This is a genomic window from Pseudomonas sp. 30_B, assembly GCF_017491605.1.
GTDB lineage: Bacteria > Pseudomonadota > Gammaproteobacteria > Pseudomonadales > Pseudomonadaceae > Pseudomonas.
In genome coordinates, this window is record NZ_JAFGYY010000001.1 from 318,640 (window position 1) to 337,940 (window position 19,301).

Here is a 19,301-nt window from a genome sequence, read left to right on the forward strand (position 1 = left end):
GCAGAGCGCCCCTACGTAGGATGGCGTGGAGCGAAGCGATACCTATCGATAACCGCTCAACTTCGCGATGGGTATCGCAAGCTCCACCCATCCTACCGGATGGCTCTGCGCTCGGATCAGCCCTCTCCCAGGGGGAGAGGGGACCGTCAGGTGAAGGCTGCAATCACAGCGTCAGCCGGCACAATCTCCCCCTCTCCCTCGGGAGAGGGCTGGGGTGAGGGGAAACACAAGCACAGACTTTCGGGAAAAAGACAGTTGCTCCTACGAGAGCCGCACGCGCCAAGGCGTTGCAATTTCCTTCTAGAACCCCACCTCAACCACCCTGCAACATTCCCGGATGGATGCGCGCCGTGAACGGCGTGGACAGCACCAGCGAGGTCTTGCTGGTACCGAACTGCGCCAGGCGGTCGATCAGCTCTTCCAGCTCCTGGGTGCAGCTCACCGCGACCTTGAGCATCACGCAGGCTTCGCCGGTGATGCGGTAGCAGTCGATGATCTGCGGAATCTCCATCAGCGGGTCGAGCATGCTCTTGCTGCGATGGTCGTTCAGGCGCATCTCGATCAGGCACTGGATCGAGCGACCCATCTTCGATAGGTCTACGCTGGCGTGGTAGCCGGTGATCACCCCGTCCGCCTCCAGGCGGGCGACGCGGTCGGCCACCGCTGGAGGGGAGAGGTTGATGCGCCGGGCCAGCTCGGCGAAGGACATCCGGCCGTCCTCCAGCAGGGCGGCGAGCAGCGCGCGGTCGTATTTGTCCATGGGGGGTAACCTCGGGTTCTTCGACGAAATTTGATTCAACGGAAAGTCACCGGAAAATCCGTCGAATGAAAAGTGTTATGCCTGCTTTAGCGTCGTCTGTGCCTTATAAGGCGCTGGCGGCCCTCATAAAATGAAGCGCTCTGCCTGTCTTGTCGAGCGCTTCCCATGACCACGATCACCATGCCCAGAGCCCGCGTCTCCCTGACCCTGATCGCCGCGTTCTTCGCCCTGTATTTCATCTGGGGCTCGACCTACCTGGTGATCCGTATCGGCGTCGAGTCCTGGCCGCCGATGCTGATGGCGGGCTGCCGCTTCATCATCGCCGGGGCGATCCTGTTCGCCTGGATGCTCTGGCGCGGCGCGCCGTTACCGACCCTCAGGCAGTGCCTGTCGGCGGGCGCCATCGGTGTCCTGCTGCTCAGCTGTGGCAACGGCGGGGTGACGGTGGCCGAGCACTGGGGCGTGGCCTCGGGCGTGGCGGCGCTGGCGGTGGCCACGGTGCCGCTGTTCACCCTGGTGTTCGGGCGCTTCTTCGGCAACCGGACCACTGCGCTGGAATGGGCCGGTATCGCCCTGGGCCTGTTCGGTATCGTGCTGCTCAATCTCGGCTCCAACCTGCAGGGCAGCCCGGCGGGCGCGGCGCTGATCATTTTCGCGGCGGCCACCTGGGCCTTCGGTTCGGTATGGAGCCGTCGCCTGGATCTGCCTTCCGGCGCCATGGCAAGCGCGGTGGAAATGCTGGTGGGCGGCGGCGTGCTGCTGCTGGGCAGCTTCCTCAGCGGCGAACGCATGGAGCAGATGCCTACGGCTGCCGGCTGGGGCGCGCTGGCCTACCTGGTGGTGTTCGGCTCGATCATCGCCTTCAGCGCCTACATGTACCTGCTGGCCAACGTGCGCCCGGCGGCGGCCACCAGCTACGCCTACGTCAACCCGGCTGTGGCGGTGATGCTCGGCGTGGTGTTCGCCGGTGAGCACATCGGCCTGGCCGAGTCCCTGGCGATGGCCGTGATCATCAGCGCCGTGGTGCTGATCGGCCTGCCGCAGTGGCGGCGCCAGGACGCGGCATGAGCTAAGCCCGAAAGGTTATTTCGCGCCGCCCGGCGACTTCGCTAGGGTATGAAACGGCCTCCACAGGGAGGCCGTTTTTCCTTTCTCAGTACACCCGCGCGCCATACGCCCAGGCCACTGACCGACTTCTTCGATGAGGTGTGCATGAACCTGGCGGCGACCGCTTCCCTTCCCGATCTTCCCTCTGCCCGCTGGAGCCGCGCGTTGCGCGCGTCCGGCCTGCTCGACCTGTCGGTGCCGCGCGAATACGGCGGGCGTGGCGTCGGCTGGGAGGAGGTGCTGCAGACCCTGCGTGACCTCTCCGAGCGCGACGGCACCCTGGCCCGCCTGTTTGCCGTGCATCACCTGCAGTTGGCGAGCGTCTTGTTGCTGGGCAGCCGCGAGCAGCGCGAACGCCTGCTGCCGCTGAGCGTGGAGCGCGACTGGCTGTGGGGCGAGGCCGTTGATCACCAGGAGCGCCGCCTGCTGGCACGGGAGCACCGGCGCGGTGGTTTCCTGTTGCAGGGTGGCCGTCACGATTGCTTCGGCGCCGAAGCGGCCGACTGGCTGCTGATCTCGGCCTGGCACGCTCCCAGCGAAGGCCTGCTGATCGCCGCGCTGCCGGCCAATCGCGATGGATTGGATCGCTTCGAGCCCAATGGAGGCGGGCTGCTGCGCTGCCATGAAGTGCGCCTGCATCCTGAGGACATCCTGCTGCCGCCGGGCCTGCCCTGGACGCCCCGTGCGCAACTGCGTGGCAGCCTGGCGGCGCTGCTTCAGGCGAATATCGCCCTGGGCTTGGCCATGCAGGCGTGCGACGCGCTGCCGGCACGGGTGGCGGTGGGTGGATTGCGGCGTCTGCTGGGGCTGGGGCTGCGACTGTCCGAGCAGTCCGCCGTGGCGTTCGAGGCGGCCCTGGCGGCGGAAAACGGTTTGACCTTCACCCGTAGCGCCGCGCTGGCGACCCTGGTGGCGGAGACCGCCGCCGTGGCGCAACAGGCGGTCGAAGTCGGACTGCGGGAGGAGGGTGTGCATGCGCGTTTGCTCGCCGGCGCGACCTGAGATGACTCACATCGGGCGCTCATAAGTTAAGAACCAAATATTATTTATTACGAGTTTTTTATACCGTTAATCTAGTTTCTACCGGACCACCGGACACCCGTTTCAACCCATCGAATCCCGTCCCGTGGTCCGTCCCTCTCTGGAGGCCGGCACCGCCGTTACCCAGAGGAAACACCATGAACAAACCTCGTTTCGTACGCCGTGCCCTGGCCGGCGTCGCTGTTGCGGCCGCGCTGTTCTCCCAGAGCGCCGCCTTCGCCGACATCGTCCTCGGCTACCAGACCGGCATCGACCCGACCAAGGTTCCGCAAGCCGATGGCACCTATGAAAAGGCCATCGGCGAGAAGCTCGACTGGCGCCGTTTCAACAGCGGCGCGGAAGTGGTCGCCGCCATCGCCTCGGGCGACGTGCAACTGGGTAACCTCGGTTCCAGCCCGCTGGCCGCCGCCACCTCGCGAGGCCTGCCGATCGTCGCCTTCATCGTTTCCGCACAGATCAACTCGGCCGAGGCCCTGGTGGTGCGCAACGGCAGCAAGATCGAGAAGCCCGAAGACCTGGTCGGCAAGACCATCGCCACCCCCTTCGTTTCCACCTCGCACTACAGCCTACTGGGCGCGCTCAAGCACTGGAAGATCGACCCCGCCAAGGTGAAGATCGTCAACCTCAACCCCACCGAGATCGCCGCCGCCTGGCGCCGTGGCGACATCGATGGCGCCTTCGTCTGGTCGCCTGCCCTGGGCGAGATCAAGAAATCCGGCAAGGTGCTGACCGACGCCGCCGAAGTCGGCCAGTGGGGCGCACCGACCTTCGAGGTCTGGGTGGCCCGCAAGGACTTCGCCGAGAAGCATCCGGACGTCATCGCCAAGTTCGCCAAGGTGAGCCTGGATTCCTTCGCCGACTACAACGCCCACAAGGCGCAGTGGACCGCCGACTCCGAGCAGGCGAAGAAGATCGCCCGCCTGACCGGCGCCGATCCGAAGGACGTGCCCGAGCTGCTGGCCGGCTCCGCCTTCCCCGAATCCCAGGCGCAGCTGTCGTCCGCCCTGCTGGGTGGCGGCACCGCCAAGGACATCGCCGGCACCGCTGAATTCCTGAAAGAGCAGAAGCGCGTGCCGTCGGTGCTCAAGGACTACTCGCCCTACGTCAGCGCGGAATACGTGCGCCAGGCGGAGAGCGTGCAGGTCGGGCAGCGCTGAGGCGTGATGACGGATTGAACCTGTAGGAGCGCGCCATGCGCGCGATCGCGGGCATGGCCCGCTCCTACAGGGAGCCGTTACGTAATCCTTCTCACCCTACGGAGGGCAGAACATGAGCCGTCTGACGGCCGAGGCAGTCAGCCTCACCTTCCAGCAGAACGGACGCGAGCGCGTCGTCCTGCGGGACCTTTCTCTCAGCCTGGCCAAGGGCGAATCCCTGGTGGTGCTCGGCCCGTCGGGCTGCGGCAAGTCCAGCCTGCTCAACGTGCTGGCGGGCTTCCAGGCGCCGGACAGCGGCCGCGTGCAGATCGACGGTCGCACCCTCGACGGCCCCGGTGGCGAACGCGGCGTGGTGTTCCAGGACGACGCGCTGATGCCGTGGCTGAGCGCGCTGGACAACGTCGCCCTGGGCCTGCGCATCCGTGGCGTCGGCACTGCCGAGCGCAATGCCCGCGCCCATGAAGTGCTCAAGCTGGTGGGCCTTGGCGAGCACGCGGACTACCGCATCTCGCAGCTCTCCGGTGGCCAGCGGCAGCGCCTGGGCCTGGCCCGCGCGCTGGCGGTAGAGCCGGATTTCCTGCTGCTGGACGAACCTTTCGGCGCCCTCGATGCGCTGACCCGCGAGCGCATGCAGGTACTGACCCTCGACCTGTGGCGCAAGACCGGCAAGGGCCTGTTCCTGATTACCCACAGCGTCGATGAAGCGCTGTTCCTCGCCACCGACCTGGTGGTGATGGACGGCCCGCCGGCGCGCATCGTCAAGCGCCTGCCGCTGGACTTCGCCCGCCGCTACGCCGCTGGCGAGCCGGTGCGCTCGATCAAGTCCGACCCGGAATTCGCGCGTCTGCGCCAACTCCTCCTTGATGAGTTCCTTGAGGAACCGGAGGCCGAACATGCCCACTGATACCCTCGCCGCCAAACTCCCGGCTGCCGCGCCGATTGCTCGCAGCGTGCCGCGCGATTACCGCCGCTGGGCCGCCGCCGGCAGCGTCACTGGCATCTTCGTGCTCTGGTGGCTGGCCACGCACCTGGGCTGGGTCGACACCCTGTTCCTGCCCGCGCCGGAGCAATTGGTGGAGGCCTTCCAGCGTTTGCTCGCCGAGGGCTACGTCGATGCCTCGCTGTGGCAGCACATCGGCACCAGCCTGCTGCGCGTGCTGCTGGCGCTGGGCGCGGCGGTGCTGACGGCCATTCCGCTGGGCATCCTGATGGGCCTCAACCCGCTGGTGGGTGCCGCCTTCGATCCGCTCGTGGAGTTCTACCGCCCGGTGCCGCCGCTGGCGTACCTGCCGCTGATCGTCATCTGGTTCGGCATCGGCGAGCTGTCCAAGGTGCTGCTGATCTACCTCGCGCTGTTCGCGCCGCTGCTGATCGCCACCGCCGCCGGCGTGCGCCGCGTGGACAAGTCGCGCATCCAGGCCGTGCGCTGCCTGGGCGCGAACCGCTGGCAGGTGGTGCGCCACGTGATCCTGCCCAGCGCGTTGCCGGAAGTCCTCACCGGCCTGCGCATCGCCCTGGGCGTGGGCTGGTCGACCCTGGTCGCCGCCGAGCTGATCGCCGCCAACCGCGGGCTGGGCTTCATGGTGCAGTCCGCCGCGCAGTTCCTCGCCACCGACGTGGTGGTGCTGGGGATTCTGCTGATCGCGGCCATCGCGCTGAGCTTCGAGCTGGGGCTGCGCTGGTTGCAGAAACGCTTCGCTTCCTGGGAATAACACACCGATCCGACGCCCTCGCCAGGCAGGCGAGGGCAGGGGAGAGAACATCTCTTCCCGTGAACCTCACGAGAGAACACGAACATGACCACCCTGAGCATCGAACCCATCAGCCCGGCACTGGGCTCCATCGTTTCCGGCGTGCGCCTGGCCGACCCGCTGGACGACGCGGCGCAGCGCCAGATCGAGCAGGCCCTGCTCGACCATCACGTGCTGTTCTTCCGCGACCAGCCGCTGACACCGACCCAGCAGGCGAACTTCGCCGCGCGCTTCGGCGACCTGCACATCCACCCGATCTACCCCAGCTCGCCGGAGCAGCGCGAAGTCATCGTCCTCGACACCGCCGTCACCGACGTGCGCGACAACGCCATCTGGCACACCGACGTGACCTTCCTCGAAACTCCGGCGCTCGGCGCCGTGCTGGCCGCCAAGCAGCTGCCGCCCTACGGTGGCGACACGCTATGGGCCAGCGGCATCGCTGCGTTCGAGGCGCTGTCCAAGCCCCTGCAGCAATTGCTCGACGGCCTCACCGCGACCCACGACATCAGCAAGTCCTTCCCTCAGGAACGCTTCGGCGCCACCGATGCGGACCTGGCGCGGCTGGAAGAGGCGCGCAGGAAGAACCCGCCGCGCAGCCATCCGGTGATCCGCACGCACCCGGTCACCGGGCGCAAGGCGCTGTTCGTCAGCGACGGCTTCACCACCCGCATCAACGAGCTGGAGCCGGCGGAAAGCCGCGCCATCCTCGACCTGCTGTTCGCCCACTTCGCCCGCCCGGAATTCGCCGTGCGCTGGCGCTGGAAGGAAAACGACGTGGCCTTCTGGGACAACCGCGTGACCCAGCACTACGCGGTGGACGATTACCGCCCGCAGCGCCGGGTGATGCACCGCGCGACGATTCTGGGGGACAAGCCGTTCTAAAGGTATTCTGCCGGTGATTTCGGTTGCCCTCACCCTAACCCTCTCCCAGGGGGAGAGGGGACTGTCCGGGTGCAGGCGGACACCGTCGATTCAGCCGGCACGAACTGCCCCCTCTCCCTTCGGGAGAGGGCTGGGGTGAGGGCGGCCTCTGCTCGGAATTTCCCGCGATCCCCGTGACTTGCGGCAACAAAGCCGCACCGCAGACCGCATTGGTCGCCATTCTGGGTCGCAGTGACAGGCTCACTGTCCTACGCTTTGGCAGTTTCGCTTCATAAAGAGATTGCCTACATGCAAGAAAGGATTCCCGACGAGTCCAACCTCGCCGAGCTTACGGTTCGCGGCCTGATCCTCGGCGCGCTGATCACCGTGGTGTTCACCGCTTCCAACGTGTACCTCGGCCTCAAGGTCGGCCTGACCTTCGCTTCGTCGATCCCCGCGGCGGTCATCTCCATGGCCGTGCTGCGCTACTTCTCCGGCTCCAACATCCTCGAGAACAACATGGTGCAGACCCAGGCCTCGGCGGCCGGCACCCTGTCCTCGATCATCTTCATCCTCCCGGGCCTGCTGATGATCGGTTACTGGAGCGGCTTCCCGTTCTGGCAGACCGCGGCCATCTGTTCCATCGGCGGTATCCTCGGCGTGCTCTACACCATTCCGCTGCGCCGGGTGATGGTGGTGCAAAGCAACCTGCCCTATCCCGAAGGTGTGGCGGCGGCGGAGATCCTCCGCGTCGGCAGCCAGGACGAGGAAGAGGAGAAGGCCGGCAAGCCTGCGAAAACCGGTGGCCCGGGCCTGCGCGACATCCTCGCCGGTGGTGTGGTCGCCGCCGCGTTCAGTTTGCTCAGCAGTGGCTTCAAGGTGCTCGCCGAAGGCTTCAGTTTCTGGCTCACCGCCGGGCAGGCGGCATTCCGCCTGTCCACCGGCTTCTCCCTGGCGCTGGTGGGCGCCGGTTACCTGATGGGTATCACCGCCGGCATCGCCATCCTGATCGGCGTGGTCATCGCCTGGGGCGTGGCCGTGCCGCTGCTGTCTGTGAACAGCGTGCTGGCCGCGGGGCAGAGCCTGCCGGAGCTGGCCACCAAGCTTTGGAGCAGCCAGGTGCGCTTCCTTGGCGCCGGCACCATCGGTATTGCCGCGCTGTGGACCCTGGCGACGCTGTTCAAGCCCATGGTGCAGGGTGTCTGGTCGTCGCTGAGCGCCGTGCGTGGGCGCGGTGAAGTGAGCGACCTGCGCACCGAGCAGGACCTGTCGGCGAAGTGGATCGTCGCCATCGCAGGCGTTCTGCTGGTGGCGCTCTTCGCGGTGTTCTCCGTCTTCCTCGGCGAGGCCGCGCCGGATCTGCATGGCTTCGGCTTCTGGGGTCTGGTAGCGGTCTGCGTGATCTTCGCCTTCTTCTTCGGCTTCCTGATCGCCGCCGCCTGCGGCTACATGGCCGGCCTGGTGGGCTCGTCGAGCAGCCCGATCTCCGGCATCGGCATCATTGCGGTGATCCTGGTGTCGCTGCTGATCCTCGGCGTCGGCTCGCTGGAAGATGGCTTCCTGGCGATGGAAGGCGGCAAGCTCGCCATCGCCCTGGCGCTGTTCACCACGTCGGTAGTGATCGCCATCGCGGCTATCTCCAACGACAACCTGCAGGACCTCAAGACGGGTTATCTGGTCGGCGCGACCCCGTGGCGCCAGCAGGTGGCCCTGATCGTCGGCTGCCTAGTGGGGGCGCTGGTGATCCCGCCGGTGCTGGAGCTGCTGTTCAACGCCTACGGCTTCACTGGCGCGCTGCCGCGCGAGGGAATGGACCCGAACGCCGCGCTGGCCGCACCGCAGGCCACGCTGATGACGGCGATTGCCAGCGGGATTTTCCACAACGCGCTGAACTGGAACATGATCCTCATCGGCGTGGCGTTGGGCATCGCGCTGATCCTGGTGGACGTGCTGCTGCGCCGCACCGGTAAGGCCAGCCTGCCGGTGCTCGCCGTCGGCCTGGGCATCTACCTGCCGCCCACCATCGGCATGACCCTGGTGGTCGGCGCGGTGCTTGCCTGGCTGCTGGAAAACGCGCTGAAGAAGCGCGCCCAGGCGGCTGGCGTCAGCGAGGAGAAATTCTCCGACGAGCCCAAGCGCCGTGGCGTGCTGCTGGCCTCGGGCCTGATCGTCGGCGAGAGCCTGATGGGCATCCTGCTCGCGGCCATCATCGGCACCACCGGCAAGGACGCTCCGCTGGCGCTGGTCGGCGGCTCCTTCGAAGACACCGCGCAGTGGCTGGGCCTGATGGTGTTCGTCGCCATTTGCGTGATGTTCTACCGCAAGGTGCTGAGCGGCACGCGCGGCTGATCCTCCGCCGTGATGCGAAAAAGGCGCCTGCGGGCGCCTTTTTCATTTTGGGCAGTGTTCCGATCAGCAGCACATGGGGGCTGATCGCGGACGGAGTCCGCTCCTACGAGAGCCGGTCAGGTCCAATGTAGGAGCCGCATCCGTCCGCGATGCCCTGGCTCACCGCACCAGATGCAGGAACTGCAGGTGCCGCTCGTACTGGTCGAGCATGTCGTTGATGATCTGTTCCTTGCTGTAGCCCATCAGGTCGTAGTCCTGGCTTCCCTCGGACAGGTGCACCTCGGCGCGGAAGTAGCGGCGGTTCTTCAGGTGCAGGCCGCCCATGCCGGCGCGGGCGAAGGACGGCGTGAAGTAGCCGCGCATTGATACCTGGTAGAGGAACGGATGCTGCTCGCCGTGGCCGATCTCGACGCCCAGCTCCAGGTTGCCCAGGTCGAGGTCGGAATCCACCTGCAGGCCCTTCTCGCGGAACACCTCCGAGACCTCGGCAATCGCCGGGCTGACCACGTCGCTCATGAAGCGGTACACCTCGTCGCGGGTGGGGAAGTGCACCGCCTGGGAAATGCGCCGCTTCCAGCCGCCGGTCTCGGTCGAGGGCGGCGGCGCCAGGGAGTGGGTACGGGCGCGCTGGCGCTGGGATTCGAGGTAGAAGGCCTTGTGCAGCCCCCACATCATCAGCAGCAGGATCAGCGAGAAAGGCAGCGAGGTGAGTACCACCGCCGACTTGAGTGCATCGATGCTGCCGGCGAACAGCAGGCCACCGGTGACCAGCGCGGTGGCGACGCCCCAGAACACCCGCAGCCACTTCGGGCCGTCATCGTCGGCGCTGCCGCCGTGGGCGGAGAGGGTGGAGAGCACCACGGTGCCGGAGTCGGCCGAGGTGACGAAGAACACGAAGCTGACCAGCACGGTGACCGCGATCACGGCCTTGCTGCCGGGGTAGTTCTGCAGCAACTGGTAGAGCGCCATCGAGGGCTCCTCGACGGCCACCCGGCCCAGTTCGCTGAAGCCGTGGTTGAGCACCTGGTCCAGGGCGCTGTTACCGAAGATCGACATCCACGCCAGGGTGAAGCCCAGCGGGATGAACAGCACGCCGAAGACGAATTCGCGGATGGTCCGCCCGCGCGAGATGCGCGCGATGAACAGGCCGACGAAGGGCGCCCAGGCGATCCACCAGGCCCAGTAGAACACCGTCCACCCGCCCAGCCAGTCACTGCCTTCGTGGCCGTAGGCGTAGAGGTCGAAGCTCTTGGTCGGCAGGCTGCCGAGGTAGTCGCCGATGTTCTGCACCAGGGTGTTGAGCAGGTGCTGGGTGGGGCCGGCGAACAGCACGAAGAGCAGCAGCGCGCAGGCCAGCAGCATGTTGATGTCCGACAGCAGGCGGATGCCCTTGTCGACGCCGGAGATGGCCACCAGGATCGCCGCGCCCATCATCAGCACGATCAGCGTCATTTGCACCGGATGGCTGTGGGCGATGCCGAACAGGTAGTCCAGGCCGGCGTTGAGCTGCAGCACGCCGAAGCCCATGTCCGCGCCCAGGCCGAACACCGTGGCGATGATGCCGAAGCAGTCCACCGCGTAGCCGATGGGGCCGTTGATGCGCTTGCCGATCAGCGGGTAGAGCGCCGAGCGCAGGGCCAGCGGCAGGTTGTGGCGGTAGGCGAAGTAGGCCAGCGCCATCGCCACCAGGGCGAACACGCCCCAGCCGTGCAGGCCCCAGTGCAGGAACAGCAGCTGCATGGCCTGGCGCGCCGCTTCCGGGGTGCCGGCTTCGCCTTGCGGCGGTTGGAGGAAATGAGTCAGCGGCTCGGAGACGCAGAAGAAGAACAGGGTGATGCTGATGCCGGCGGCGAACAGCATGCCGGCCCAGGACAGGTAGCTGAATTCCGGCTCGTCGTGGTCGGCACCGAGCTTGATCTTTCCGTAGCCGGAAAGCGCGGTGACCACCACGAAGATCAGGTACAGCGTCATCGCCAGCAGGTAGTACCAGCCGACGGTCCCGGCGGCCCAGGTCTGGGCGGCGAGCAGCCAGTCACCTGCGCGTTGCGGCAGGCCGATGACGAAGAGGACGAAGATCAGGATCAGCGCCGCCGCACCGTAGAAGACCGGCGGGTTCATGCGCATGGAGGGGCTGGGTGTAACGGACGGGGTAGGGGATTGTGGTGCAGTCAAAACGGGCGGGGTCCCTCATGTTTTTCCTTGAACAAGCATTCAATGAAAACACGAGATGGCCTTCCAAGGCCAATTGGCGGGACCGATGGTCCCGCCGCCGGCCCTGTACGAGGGCCGAGCGGAGCGGGTACTGCTTTACTTGCGGCGGGCTTTCTTCGCTTGGCGAATCTCACGGCGTTCCGGGTCGACCTGCGCAGGTACGTTCAGGAAGGCGGTGGCGGCGAAAAAGCTGGCAAGAGCGGCAAAGCTGGTCACGATAGTCTCCAAAGGCTCGGGGAAATTGGGTCCCGACTGCCTGATAGCCATTTTCCCTGATATTTGTGACAAATATAAGTGAATGGTCTTTATGGTTGATATTGATCTGGTCGATGAGTCTGCATTGTTTGGCTTATGCAGGATAAAATCCTGAAATTGATAGCTTGCTCAGGATTCTCTGCTGTCGGCAATGAGCGGGGCGAATCGTTTCACTGCGACCATTCGTCGCTTTTAGTGAAACGGTTCAGCTCTGCGTCGCATTCAGCAGGGCTTGCAGTTGTTCGCGGACACCCGGGCGCTGCAGCAGGGCCCGTAAATCCGGCAGGGAACTGTCCGGCAGGTTCAGATGCTCGGGCCCGATTTCGGTTCCGGGGCTGACCAGCAGGGCGAAGTGGATGACGTTCTCCAGCTCGCGGATGTTGCCCGGCCAGGGGTAGCTTTCCAGCACCCGCTGGGTGTCGCTGGCGATCTGCGGCACCGGCAGTTCCAGGCGCTGTGCGTGCACGCCGAGGAAGTATTCGGCCAGCGGTTGGATATCGCCGATGCGTTCGCGCAGCGGCGGCAGGGTCAGGTTGCCGTCGTGCAGGTACTGCTGCAGCCCTTCGAGGAATTTCCCCGCGCGCACGGCCTGCACCAGGTCGACGCTGGTGGCGGCCACCAGGCGCACGTCCACCGGCACCGGCTCGCGGGCGCCGACGCGCAGCACCTCGCGCTCCTGCAGCACGCGCAGAAGCTTCTGTTGCAGCGACAGCGGCAGGTCGGCGATCTCGTCCAGGTACAGGGTGCCGCCGTTGGCCGAGCCGAACCAGCCGGCGCGGCTGCTCACCGGGCCGTTGTGCGCGCCGGGGGCATAGCCGAACAGCTCGGCCTCGGCGTAGTTGCGGCTCAGTGCGCTGCAGCTCACCGCGACGAACAGGCCGGGGCGCTCGCTGGCGCGGTGGATGTGACGGGCCAGCAGCTCCTTGCCGGTGCCGGTCTCGCCGTGGATCAGCACCGGCTGCGGCAGCGGCGCCAGGCGTTCCACTTCGTCGCGTACCTGGTGCGAGCGCGGGTCGAAGAACACCAGCGCCTTGGCGCGGATGCTCAGCGGGCTCTTGTCGGCGTCGGGGAAGGTCAGCAGCGGCAGCGATGCTTGGGGGGCGTTCATGGGTGGTTCTCCTTCTGCTCTACAACGCGTCCAGCGCCTGCAGGAAGTCACTGACGATGTCCTCGCTGTCCTCGATGCCCACCGACACACGGATGGTGCCGTCGTGGATATCCAGCGCGGTCAGGGCCTCGGCGGACAACGCGCGGTGCGAGGTCTTGCCGGGGTGGGTGATGCTGCTGGCGACGCCGGCCAGCGAGGGGGCGAAGGCGGCCAGTTGCAGTGCGCCGATCAACGCGTCGACCTGGTCCAGGCCACCCTTCAGGGTGAAGCTCAACATGCCCGAGTGGCCCTTGCGGAACAGCCGCTGCGCCAGCTTAAAGTCCGGGTGCGAGGGCAGGCCGGGGTAGTACACGCGCTCGACCTGCGGGTGCGTTTCGAGGGCTTCGGCCAGTGCCTGGGCATTCTGCGAATGGGCCTTCATGCGCAGGGCCAGGGTCTTGGCGCCGCGGAAGTTCAGCCAGCTCTCGAAGGGGCTGGCGCTGCCGCCGGCGTTGATCTGGAAGCGCCGCGCGCTCGCGATCCACTGGGCATCGCCCACCAGTGCGCCGCCCATGGCGTCGCTGTGGCCGTTGAGGTATTTGGTGGTGCTGTGGATCACCAGGTCGGCGCCATCGCGCAGCGGCTGGTAGAGCACCGGCGAGAGGAAGGTGTTGTCCACCAGCAGCTTGAGGCCGCGGCGGTGGGCGAGGTCGGCCAGTGCCGGCACGTTGCTCACGCGCACCAGCGGATTGGAGGCCGTCTCGGTGTAGATCAGCTTGGTAGTGGGCGTGATCGCCGCTTCCACCGCCGCCAGATCGTTGAGGTCGAGCAGGGTGGAGATAATGCCGAAGCGCGTCAGCTCCTTCTCGATCAGGCTCTGGGTGGTGCCGTACAGCTCGCGGCTGGCGATCAGGTGGTCGCCGGCGTTCAGCACGCCCAGGAGTGCTGCGGAAATCGCTGCCATGCCGGAGGCGGAGAACAGCGCGTCCTCGCCACCTTCCAGCTCGCGCAGCAACTCTTCCACGGCGCTGTGGTTGGGGTTGCCGATGCGCGTGTACATGTAGTTGTCGGGGTTGCCCGCGAGGAAGTCGTCCACCTGCTCCAGGGAGTCGTAGACGAACACCGAACTCTGGTAGATCGGCTGGCTCTTGGCGCGGGTAACCATGCGCCGGTCGGTATCGTGGCCGGCATGTACGGCGCGGGTGGAGGGGCCTTTAGCGTGGTCGCTCATGGCAGGTCCTTGAGAAAGAAAAACGCCGGTGGAACCTGCCCACCGGCGTTGAAGCGGGTGCACTCGAGGTGCGCCCAGCGTGGGAGTCGATGTGCCCGGCACTCGGCCGGGCGGCGGATCAGAAGGCGGGCACTACGGCGCCGTTGTACTTCTTCTCGATGAAGGTTTTGACCTCAGGGCTGGTCAGCGCGGCCGAGAGTTTCTTCAGGGCGTCGCTGTCCTTGTTGTCCGGGCGCGCCACCAGGTAGTTCACGTAGGGCGAGTTGCGGTCTTCGAGGATCAGTGCGTCCTTCACCGGGTTGAGCTTGGCTTCCAGCGCGTAGTTGGTATTGATCAGGTCCAGGTCGACCTGGTCCAGCACGCGCGGCAGCAGGGCCGATTCCAGTTCCTTGAACTTCAGGTGCTTGGGGTTCTCGGCGATGTCTTTCGGGGTGGCCAGCGCATTGCTCGGGTCTTTCAGCTTGATCACGCCGGCCTTCTGCAGCAGGAGCAGGGCGCGGCCGCTGTTGCTGCCTTCGTTGGGGATGGCGACGGTGGCGCCGTCCGGCAGTTGGTCGATGGACTTGTACTTCTTCGAGTAGCCGCCGAAGGGCTCGACGTGCACGCCGATCACGGTGACCAGGTCGGTGCCCTTGCCCTTGTTGAAGTTGTCCAGGTACGGCTTGGTCTGGAAGTAGTTGGCGTCCAGACGCTTCTCGGCCACCTGCACGTTGGGCTGTACGTAGTCGGTGAAGACCTTGATTTCCAGGTCCACGCCTTCCTTGGCCAGGGTCGGCTTGATCAGCTCGAGGATCTCGGCGTGGGGGATCGGGGTGGCGGCGATGACCAGCTTCTCGTTGGCGAAGGCGGAGGTGGTGAAGGCAGTGGCGAGGGCGGTCAGAAGCAGCAGCTTTTTCATTGCGATGTCCTTGTGGGGCAGATGACCGCTGGCGTCCGGGCCGGCCGGGATGGGGCCTTCGTACGGGCGGTGGATTTTTTCCGCGGCTCCAGTGGCTGCGGTTGAGGCAGAACTTACCGAGCTTTTTTATTCCAATAAAATATTAATTTTTCATTTTGATATTCGATTTTGTTCATGTGACGGCCTGGTAGTGAGACAACCTGTCGCGCGACACCCCGCCGCGCGGCAACCCACCACGGCGGTGCGCACCGGTTGGCCGCGTAAGATCGAGTTGCTTCATTGAGCGGCATCAATGCAGATCGCGGTCCATTCTGAATGGGCGCCAAATGAAGCCGAACCGGCGTCAGACCGGCGACTCGAAACCGAGTCATTGGAAAACACAGACTCACGCAAGAACGCCCTGCGCACGCGCAAGGCACGGTGCCCGGCCACTGGCGTGGCGGGCGTCAGCCTGAAGAGGAATCGTCATGTCCGGATTAGAGGCGCTCGACCTGGCTCGGATCCAGTTCGCCTTTACCGTCTCCTTCCACATCATCTTCCCCGCCATCACCATCGGTCTCGCCAGTTACCTGGCGGTGCTCGAAGGCCTGTGGCTGAAGACCCATGAGGAGGTCTACCGCGACCTCTATCACTTCTGGTCGAAGATCTTCGCCGTCAACTTCGGCATGGGCGTGGTCTCGGGCCTGGTCATGGCCTACCAGTTCGGCACCAACTGGAGCGCCTTCTCGGCTTTCGCCGGGAGCGTCACCGGCCCGCTGCTGACCTATGAAGTGCTCACGGCGTTCTTCCTCGAAGCCGGCTTCCTCGGCGTCATGCTGTTCGGCTGGCACCGTGTCGGTCCGGGCCTGCACTTCTTCGCCACGGTGATGGTGGCCATCGGCACCTTGATCTCAACCTTCTGGATTCTCGCCTCCAACAGCTGGATGCAGACCCCGCAGGGGCACGAGATCGTCAATGGCATCGTAGTGCCGGTGGACTGGCTGGCGATCATCTTCAACCCGTCCTTCCCCTATCGCCTGCTGCACATGGCGATCGCCTCGTTCGTCGCCACCGCCTTCTTCGTCGGCGCCTCGGCGGCCTGGCACCTGCTGCGCGGCCGCGACAACCCGGCGATCCGCAAGATGCTCTCGATGGCCATGTGGATGGCGCTGATCGTCGCGCCGATCCAGGCCATGGTCGGCGATGCCCACGGTCTGAATACCCTCAAGCACCAGCCGGCGAAGATCGCCGCCATCGAGGGCCACTGGGACAACAGCGAAGGCGGCCCGACCCCGCTGGTGCTGGTCGGCTGGCCGGACATGCAGCGCGAGGAGACCCGCTTCAAGATCGAGATCCCGGTGCTCGGCAGCCTGATCCTCAATCACAGCCTGACCGAGCCGATCCCGGCGCTGAAGGACTTCCCGAAAGCCGACCGGCCCAACTCCACCATCATCTTCTGGTCGTTCCGCGTCATGGTCGGCCTGGGCATGCTGATGATCCTGGTGGGCCTGTGGAGCGTTTGGCTGCGCCTGCGCAAGCGGCTCTACCAGAACCGCGCCTTCCTCCGCCTGGTGCTGTGGATGGGGCCGTCGGGCCTGATCGCCATCCTCGCCGGCTGGTTCACCACCGAGATCGGCCGCCAGCCGTGGGTCGTCTATGGGCTGATGCGCACCTCGGACGCGGTATCCAACCACAGCGTCGCGCAGATGAGCCTGACCCTGGTGATGTTCGTGCTGGTGTACTTCAGCCTGTTCGGCGTGGGCATCGGCTACATGATGCGCCTGGTGCGCAAGGGCCCGGTCACCCATGAAGGCCGCGAGACCAGCCATGGCGGCGCCGGTCAGAAGCGCACTCCCGCGCGGCCGCTGTCGGCTGCCGAGGATGATTTCGACGACGACACCCGTCCGGCAGGGAGGAACTGAGCCATGGGAATCGATCTTCCGCTGATCTGGGCGATCATCATCATCTTCGGGATCATGATGTACGTCGTGATGGACGGCTTCGACTTAGGGATAGGCATGCTCTATCCGTTCTTCAAAGACGAGGGCGACCGCGATGTGATGATGAACACCGTGGCGCCGGTCTGGGACGGCAACGAGACCTGGCTGGTGCTGGGCGGCGCGGCGCTGTTCGGCGCCTTCCCGGTGGCCTATTCGGCCGTGCTCTCGGCGCTCTACCTGCCGCTGATCCTGATGCTGGTGGGGCTGATCTTCCGCGGCGTGGCCTTCGAGTTCCGCTTCAAGGCCAAGCCGGCCAAGCGGCACCTGTGGGACAAGTCGTTCATCGCCGGCTCCCTGGTGGCGACCTTCTTCCAGGGCGTGGCGCTGGGCGCTTTCATCGAAGGCATCCCGGTGGCCAACCGGCAGTTCGCCGGTGGCGCGCTGGACTGGCTGGCACCCTTCCCGCTGTTCTGCGGCCTGGGCCTGGTGGTCGCCTACAGCCTGTTGGGTTGCACCTGGCTGATCATGAAGACCGAAGGCCGCCTGCAGGAACGCATGCACGACCTGGCCAAGCCGCTGGCATTGGTGCTGCTGGCGGTGATAGGCATTGTCAGCCTGTGGACGCCGCTGGCCCACGAGGAGATCGCCCAGCGCTGGTTCAGTCTGCCCAACCTGTTCTGGTTCCTGCCGGTACCGCTGCTGGTGCTGGTGACCCTCTACAGCCTGCTGCGCTCGGTCGCCAGCAACGACCATGTGAAGCCCTTCGTGCTCACCCTGGTGCTGATCTTCCTGGGCTATAGCGGGCTGGGCATCAGCCTGTGGCCGAACATCGTGCCGCCGTCGCTGTCTATCTGGGACGCGGCAGCGCCGCCGCAGAGCCAGGGCTTCATGCTGGTGGGAGCGCTGTTCATCATCCCCTTCATCCTTGGCTACACCGCGTGGAGCTACTACGTCTTCCGCGGCAAGGTGAAGCACGGCGATGGCTATCACTGAGGGCTGCGCGATGACCCCTGACGAGCAAGGCAAGGCGCCGCTGCACAAGCGGCTCGGCTGGCTGGTGCTGATCTGGGCGTTGAGCGTCGCCGGCCTGGGTGTTGCGGCCTGGCTGATGCGCCTGTTCATGAGTGCGGCGGGGCTGGGCACGCCGCACTGACAGATCCCATCCGGGCGTCTCCCATGACGCCCGTTCCCACATCCCTCGCTGGTATTTCCAGCGGGGGATTTTTTTGGATCTCCTACAAAAGCAGACGTGCGCGAAATCTCAGCCCGTAGGATGGGTGGAGCCTGCGATACCCATCAGCGTTTTCGCACATTAATCGATGGGTATCGCTTCGCTCCACGCCATCCTACGGTCGTGGCATCCGGTGACTGTAGGAGCGGACTCCGTCCCCGCGATCGGCTGTGGCAGGATCAGTGCAACTTGTCCCGCTTCGCCAGGCTCGGGAACAGCTTCATCCACGCCCCGGTGACGATCAGCGTGCCCACGCCACCCAGCACCACCGCCGGCACGGTGCCGAACCAGTGCGCAGTGATACCGGACTCGAACTCGCCCAGCTGGTTCGAGGCGCCGATGAACAGGCCGTTCACCGCGCTCACCCGGCCGCGCATCTCGTCCGGGGTTTCCAGCTGCACGAAGGCGCCACGGATCACCATGCTGATCATGTCCGCCGCGCCCAGCACCACCAGCACCGCCAGGGAGAACCAGAAGGACGTCGACAGGCCGAAGGCGATGGTGGTGACGCCGAAGATGCCTACGGCGAGGAACATGATTCGCCCGACATTGCGTTCAATGGGGAATCGTGCGAGCCAGAACGACATCAGCAGCGCGCCCACCGCCGGGGCCGAGCGCAGCAGGCCCAGGCCCCAGGGGCCGGTGAGCAGGATGTCCTTGGCGAACACCGGCAGCAGCGCGGTGGCCCCGCCCAGCAGCACGGCGAACAGGTCCAGGGAGATGGCGCCGAAGATGTCCGGGCGGCTGCGGATGAAGCGGATACCGGCCAGCAGCGACTCCAGCGTGGCCTTGCCCTGGGCGGCCGGCGCCTGGCGCGAGGGCAGGGTCATGACCAGGGTGCAGGCGATGAAGTACAGCACCGCAGTCGGCGTGTAGACCCAGAACGCGCCGAGGGCATAGAGGAGCCCGCCGAGGGCGGGAGCCGCGATGGTCGCTGCCTGCATCGCCGAGGCGGAGGCGGCCACGGCGCGGGGGAACAGCGCGCTGGGCACGATGTTTGGCAGCAGCGCCTGGGTGGTCGGCATCTCGAAGGCCCGCGCGGTACCCAGCAGGAAGGCCATCACGAAGATCATCTCGCGGGTCACGTTGTCGGTGCTGGCACCCACCACCAGCGCCACCGCCACCAGCCCCTGGCCGATCTGGCAGATCGAGGCGATGCGCCGGCGGTCGTAGCGGTCGGCGACGTGGCCGGTGTGCAGCATGAAGATCACCCGCGGCAGGAACTCCACCAGCCCCACCAGGCCCAGATCGAGCACGTTGTGGGTAAGTTCGTAAATGTGCCAGCCGATGGCCACGGTGATCATCTGGAAGGCGCTGGCGGTGCAGACGCGGGCGAGCCAGAAGGCGAGGAAGGGGCGATGGCGCAGCAGGGACGTAGCTTCGGCGGACATGGCGGGGACTATTCGTTAGGCGGCTAAGCAAGGGCTGTGCAGCGTAACACGG

At 65.9% G+C, this 19,301-nt stretch carries 16 protein-coding genes; 10 read left to right on the forward strand and 6 right to left on the reverse strand.

Features of this window, described 5'->3' with window-relative positions; translation table 11 throughout:
- Positions 1 to 313 precede the first annotated feature (313 nt).
- Complete coding sequence (locus J5M67_RS01415) at positions 314 to 760, reverse strand: Lrp/AsnC family transcriptional regulator (RefSeq protein WP_207882547.1); 447 nt, start codon at positions 758 to 760, stop codon at positions 314 to 316.
- 180 nt (positions 761 to 940) lie between these two features.
- On the opposite strand from J5M67_RS01415, the gene yedA reads away from it, so the two are divergent.
- The 7 genes from yedA (at position 941) to J5M67_RS01450 (ending at position 9,026) form a co-directional block, all read left to right on the forward strand.
- Positions 941 to 1,828: a drug/metabolite exporter YedA gene (gene yedA / locus J5M67_RS01420; RefSeq protein ID WP_207882838.1), complete on the forward strand. Its 888-nt coding sequence runs from the start codon at positions 941 to 943 to the stop codon at positions 1,826 to 1,828.
- Between the two features lie 48 nt (positions 1,829 to 1,876).
- Positions 1,877 to 2,869 carry an acyl-CoA dehydrogenase family protein gene (locus J5M67_RS01425; protein WP_207882549.1) on the forward strand — a complete coding sequence of 331 codons (993 nt, stop codon included), beginning with the start codon at positions 1,877 to 1,879 and terminating at the stop codon, positions 2,867 to 2,869.
- Between the two features lie 176 nt (positions 2,870 to 3,045).
- Positions 3,046 to 4,065, forward strand: coding sequence for a taurine ABC transporter substrate-binding protein (tauA, locus tag J5M67_RS01430; protein WP_207882551.1), 1,020 nt, complete (start codon positions 3,046 to 3,048; stop codon positions 4,063 to 4,065).
- Positions 4,066 to 4,177: 112 nt separating this feature from the next.
- Positions 4,178 to 4,969 (forward strand): taurine ABC transporter ATP-binding protein, encoded by a 792-nt coding sequence (locus tag J5M67_RS01435; RefSeq protein WP_207882554.1) that lies wholly within the window; start codon positions 4,178 to 4,180, stop codon positions 4,967 to 4,969.
- A complete protein-coding gene (locus J5M67_RS01440; RefSeq protein ID WP_207882556.1) occupies positions 4,959 to 5,777 on the forward strand; it encodes an ABC transporter permease subunit in 819 nt (272 codons plus the stop codon). The genes J5M67_RS01435 and J5M67_RS01440 overlap by 11 nt, the downstream gene beginning before the upstream one ends.
- 84 nt (positions 5,778 to 5,861) lie before the next feature.
- Positions 5,862 to 6,698, forward strand: a complete 837-nt coding sequence (tauD, locus tag J5M67_RS01445) for a taurine dioxygenase (protein WP_207882558.1) — start codon at positions 5,862 to 5,864, stop codon at positions 6,696 to 6,698.
- 288 nt (positions 6,699 to 6,986) lie between these two features.
- Positions 6,987 to 9,026 (forward strand): OPT family oligopeptide transporter, encoded by a 2,040-nt coding sequence (locus J5M67_RS01450; RefSeq protein ID WP_207882560.1) that lies wholly within the window; start codon positions 6,987 to 6,989, stop codon positions 9,024 to 9,026.
- 159 nt (positions 9,027 to 9,185) lie between these two features.
- Here the strand turns inward: J5M67_RS01450 and betT are convergent, their stop codons facing one another.
- The 4 genes from betT to J5M67_RS01470 form a co-directional block, all read right to left on the reverse strand.
- Positions 9,186 to 11,144: a choline transporter BetT gene (gene betT, locus J5M67_RS01455; RefSeq protein WP_207882840.1), complete on the reverse strand. Its 1,959-nt coding sequence runs from the start codon at positions 11,142 to 11,144 to the stop codon at positions 9,186 to 9,188.
- A 553-nt stretch (positions 11,145 to 11,697) separates the two neighbouring features.
- Positions 11,698 to 12,600, reverse strand: a complete 903-nt coding sequence (locus tag J5M67_RS01460; protein WP_207882562.1) for a sigma 54-interacting transcriptional regulator — start codon at positions 12,598 to 12,600, stop codon at positions 11,698 to 11,700.
- Between the two features lie 19 nt (positions 12,601 to 12,619).
- Positions 12,620 to 13,810, reverse strand: a complete 1,191-nt coding sequence (locus tag J5M67_RS01465; protein WP_207882564.1) for a PLP-dependent aspartate aminotransferase family protein — start codon at positions 13,808 to 13,810, stop codon at positions 12,620 to 12,622.
- Between the two features lie 118 nt (positions 13,811 to 13,928).
- On the reverse strand, positions 13,929 to 14,708 hold the full coding sequence (locus J5M67_RS01470; protein WP_207882566.1) for a MetQ/NlpA family ABC transporter substrate-binding protein: 780 nt from the start codon (positions 14,706 to 14,708) through the stop codon (positions 13,929 to 13,931).
- Positions 14,709 to 15,175: 467 nt separating this feature from the next.
- On the opposite strand from J5M67_RS01470, the gene J5M67_RS01475 reads away from it, so the two are divergent.
- Genes J5M67_RS01475 through J5M67_RS01485 form a run of 3 tightly spaced genes read left to right on the forward strand, consistent with a single transcriptional unit; the run spans position 15,176 to position 17,780 of the window.
- Complete coding sequence (locus J5M67_RS01475; protein ID WP_207882567.1) at positions 15,176 to 16,609, forward strand: cytochrome ubiquinol oxidase subunit I; 1,434 nt, start codon at positions 15,176 to 15,178, stop codon at positions 16,607 to 16,609.
- A gap of 3 nt (positions 16,610 to 16,612) precedes the next feature.
- Positions 16,613 to 17,620: a cytochrome d ubiquinol oxidase subunit II gene (gene cydB / locus J5M67_RS01480; protein ID WP_207882569.1), complete on the forward strand. Its 1,008-nt coding sequence runs from the start codon at positions 16,613 to 16,615 to the stop codon at positions 17,618 to 17,620.
- Positions 17,621 to 17,630: 10 nt separating this feature from the next.
- Complete coding sequence (locus J5M67_RS01485; RefSeq protein WP_207882842.1) at positions 17,631 to 17,780, forward strand: DUF2474 domain-containing protein; 150 nt, start codon at positions 17,631 to 17,633, stop codon at positions 17,778 to 17,780.
- Positions 17,781 to 18,037: 257 nt separating this feature from the next.
- Here the strand turns inward: J5M67_RS01485 and J5M67_RS01490 are convergent, their stop codons facing one another.
- Positions 18,038 to 19,249 (reverse strand): MFS transporter, encoded by a 1,212-nt coding sequence (locus J5M67_RS01490; RefSeq protein WP_207882571.1) that lies wholly within the window; start codon positions 19,247 to 19,249, stop codon positions 18,038 to 18,040.
- Positions 19,250 to 19,301: the final 52 nt, after the last annotated feature.

Bases quoted from the DNA above. Each gene is read 5' to 3' on its own strand.
- J5M67_RS01435 (WP_207882554.1), top strand. From the start codon at position 4,178: ATGAGCCGTCTGACGGCCGAGGCAGTCAGCCTCACCTTCCAGCAGAAC.
- J5M67_RS01415 (WP_207882547.1), bottom strand. From the start codon at position 760: ATGGACAAATACGACCGCGCGCTGCTCGCCGCCCTGCTGGAGGACGGC.
- J5M67_RS01425 (WP_207882549.1), top strand. From the start codon at position 1,877: ATGAAACGGCCTCCACAGGGAGGCCGTTTTTCCTTTCTCAGTACACCC.
- J5M67_RS01470 (WP_207882566.1), bottom strand. From the start codon at position 14,708: ATGAAAAAGCTGCTGCTTCTGACCGCCCTCGCCACTGCCTTCACCACC.
- cydB (WP_207882569.1), top strand. From the start codon at position 16,613: ATGGGAATCGATCTTCCGCTGATCTGGGCGATCATCATCATCTTCGGG.
- J5M67_RS01440 (WP_207882556.1), top strand. From the start codon at position 4,959: ATGCCCACTGATACCCTCGCCGCCAAACTCCCGGCTGCCGCGCCGATT.
- tauD (WP_207882558.1), top strand. From the start codon at position 5,862: ATGACCACCCTGAGCATCGAACCCATCAGCCCGGCACTGGGCTCCATC.
- J5M67_RS01465 (WP_207882564.1), bottom strand. From the start codon at position 13,810: ATGAGCGACCACGCTAAAGGCCCCTCCACCCGCGCCGTACATGCCGGC.
- yedA (WP_207882838.1), top strand. From the start codon at position 941: ATGCCCAGAGCCCGCGTCTCCCTGACCCTGATCGCCGCGTTCTTCGCC.
- betT (WP_207882840.1), bottom strand. From the start codon at position 11,144: ATGAACCCGCCGGTCTTCTACGGTGCGGCGGCGCTGATCCTGATCTTC.
- J5M67_RS01450 (WP_207882560.1), top strand. From the start codon at position 6,987: ATGCAAGAAAGGATTCCCGACGAGTCCAACCTCGCCGAGCTTACGGTT.
- J5M67_RS01460 (WP_207882562.1), bottom strand. From the start codon at position 12,600: ATGAACGCCCCCCAAGCATCGCTGCCGCTGCTGACCTTCCCCGACGCC.
- J5M67_RS01475 (WP_207882567.1), top strand. From the start codon at position 15,176: ATGTCCGGATTAGAGGCGCTCGACCTGGCTCGGATCCAGTTCGCCTTT.
- J5M67_RS01485 (WP_207882842.1), top strand. From the start codon at position 17,631: ATGACCCCTGACGAGCAAGGCAAGGCGCCGCTGCACAAGCGGCTCGGC.
- J5M67_RS01490 (WP_207882571.1), bottom strand. From the start codon at position 19,249: ATGTCCGCCGAAGCTACGTCCCTGCTGCGCCATCGCCCCTTCCTCGCC.
- tauA (WP_207882551.1), top strand. From the start codon at position 3,046: ATGAACAAACCTCGTTTCGTACGCCGTGCCCTGGCCGGCGTCGCTGTT.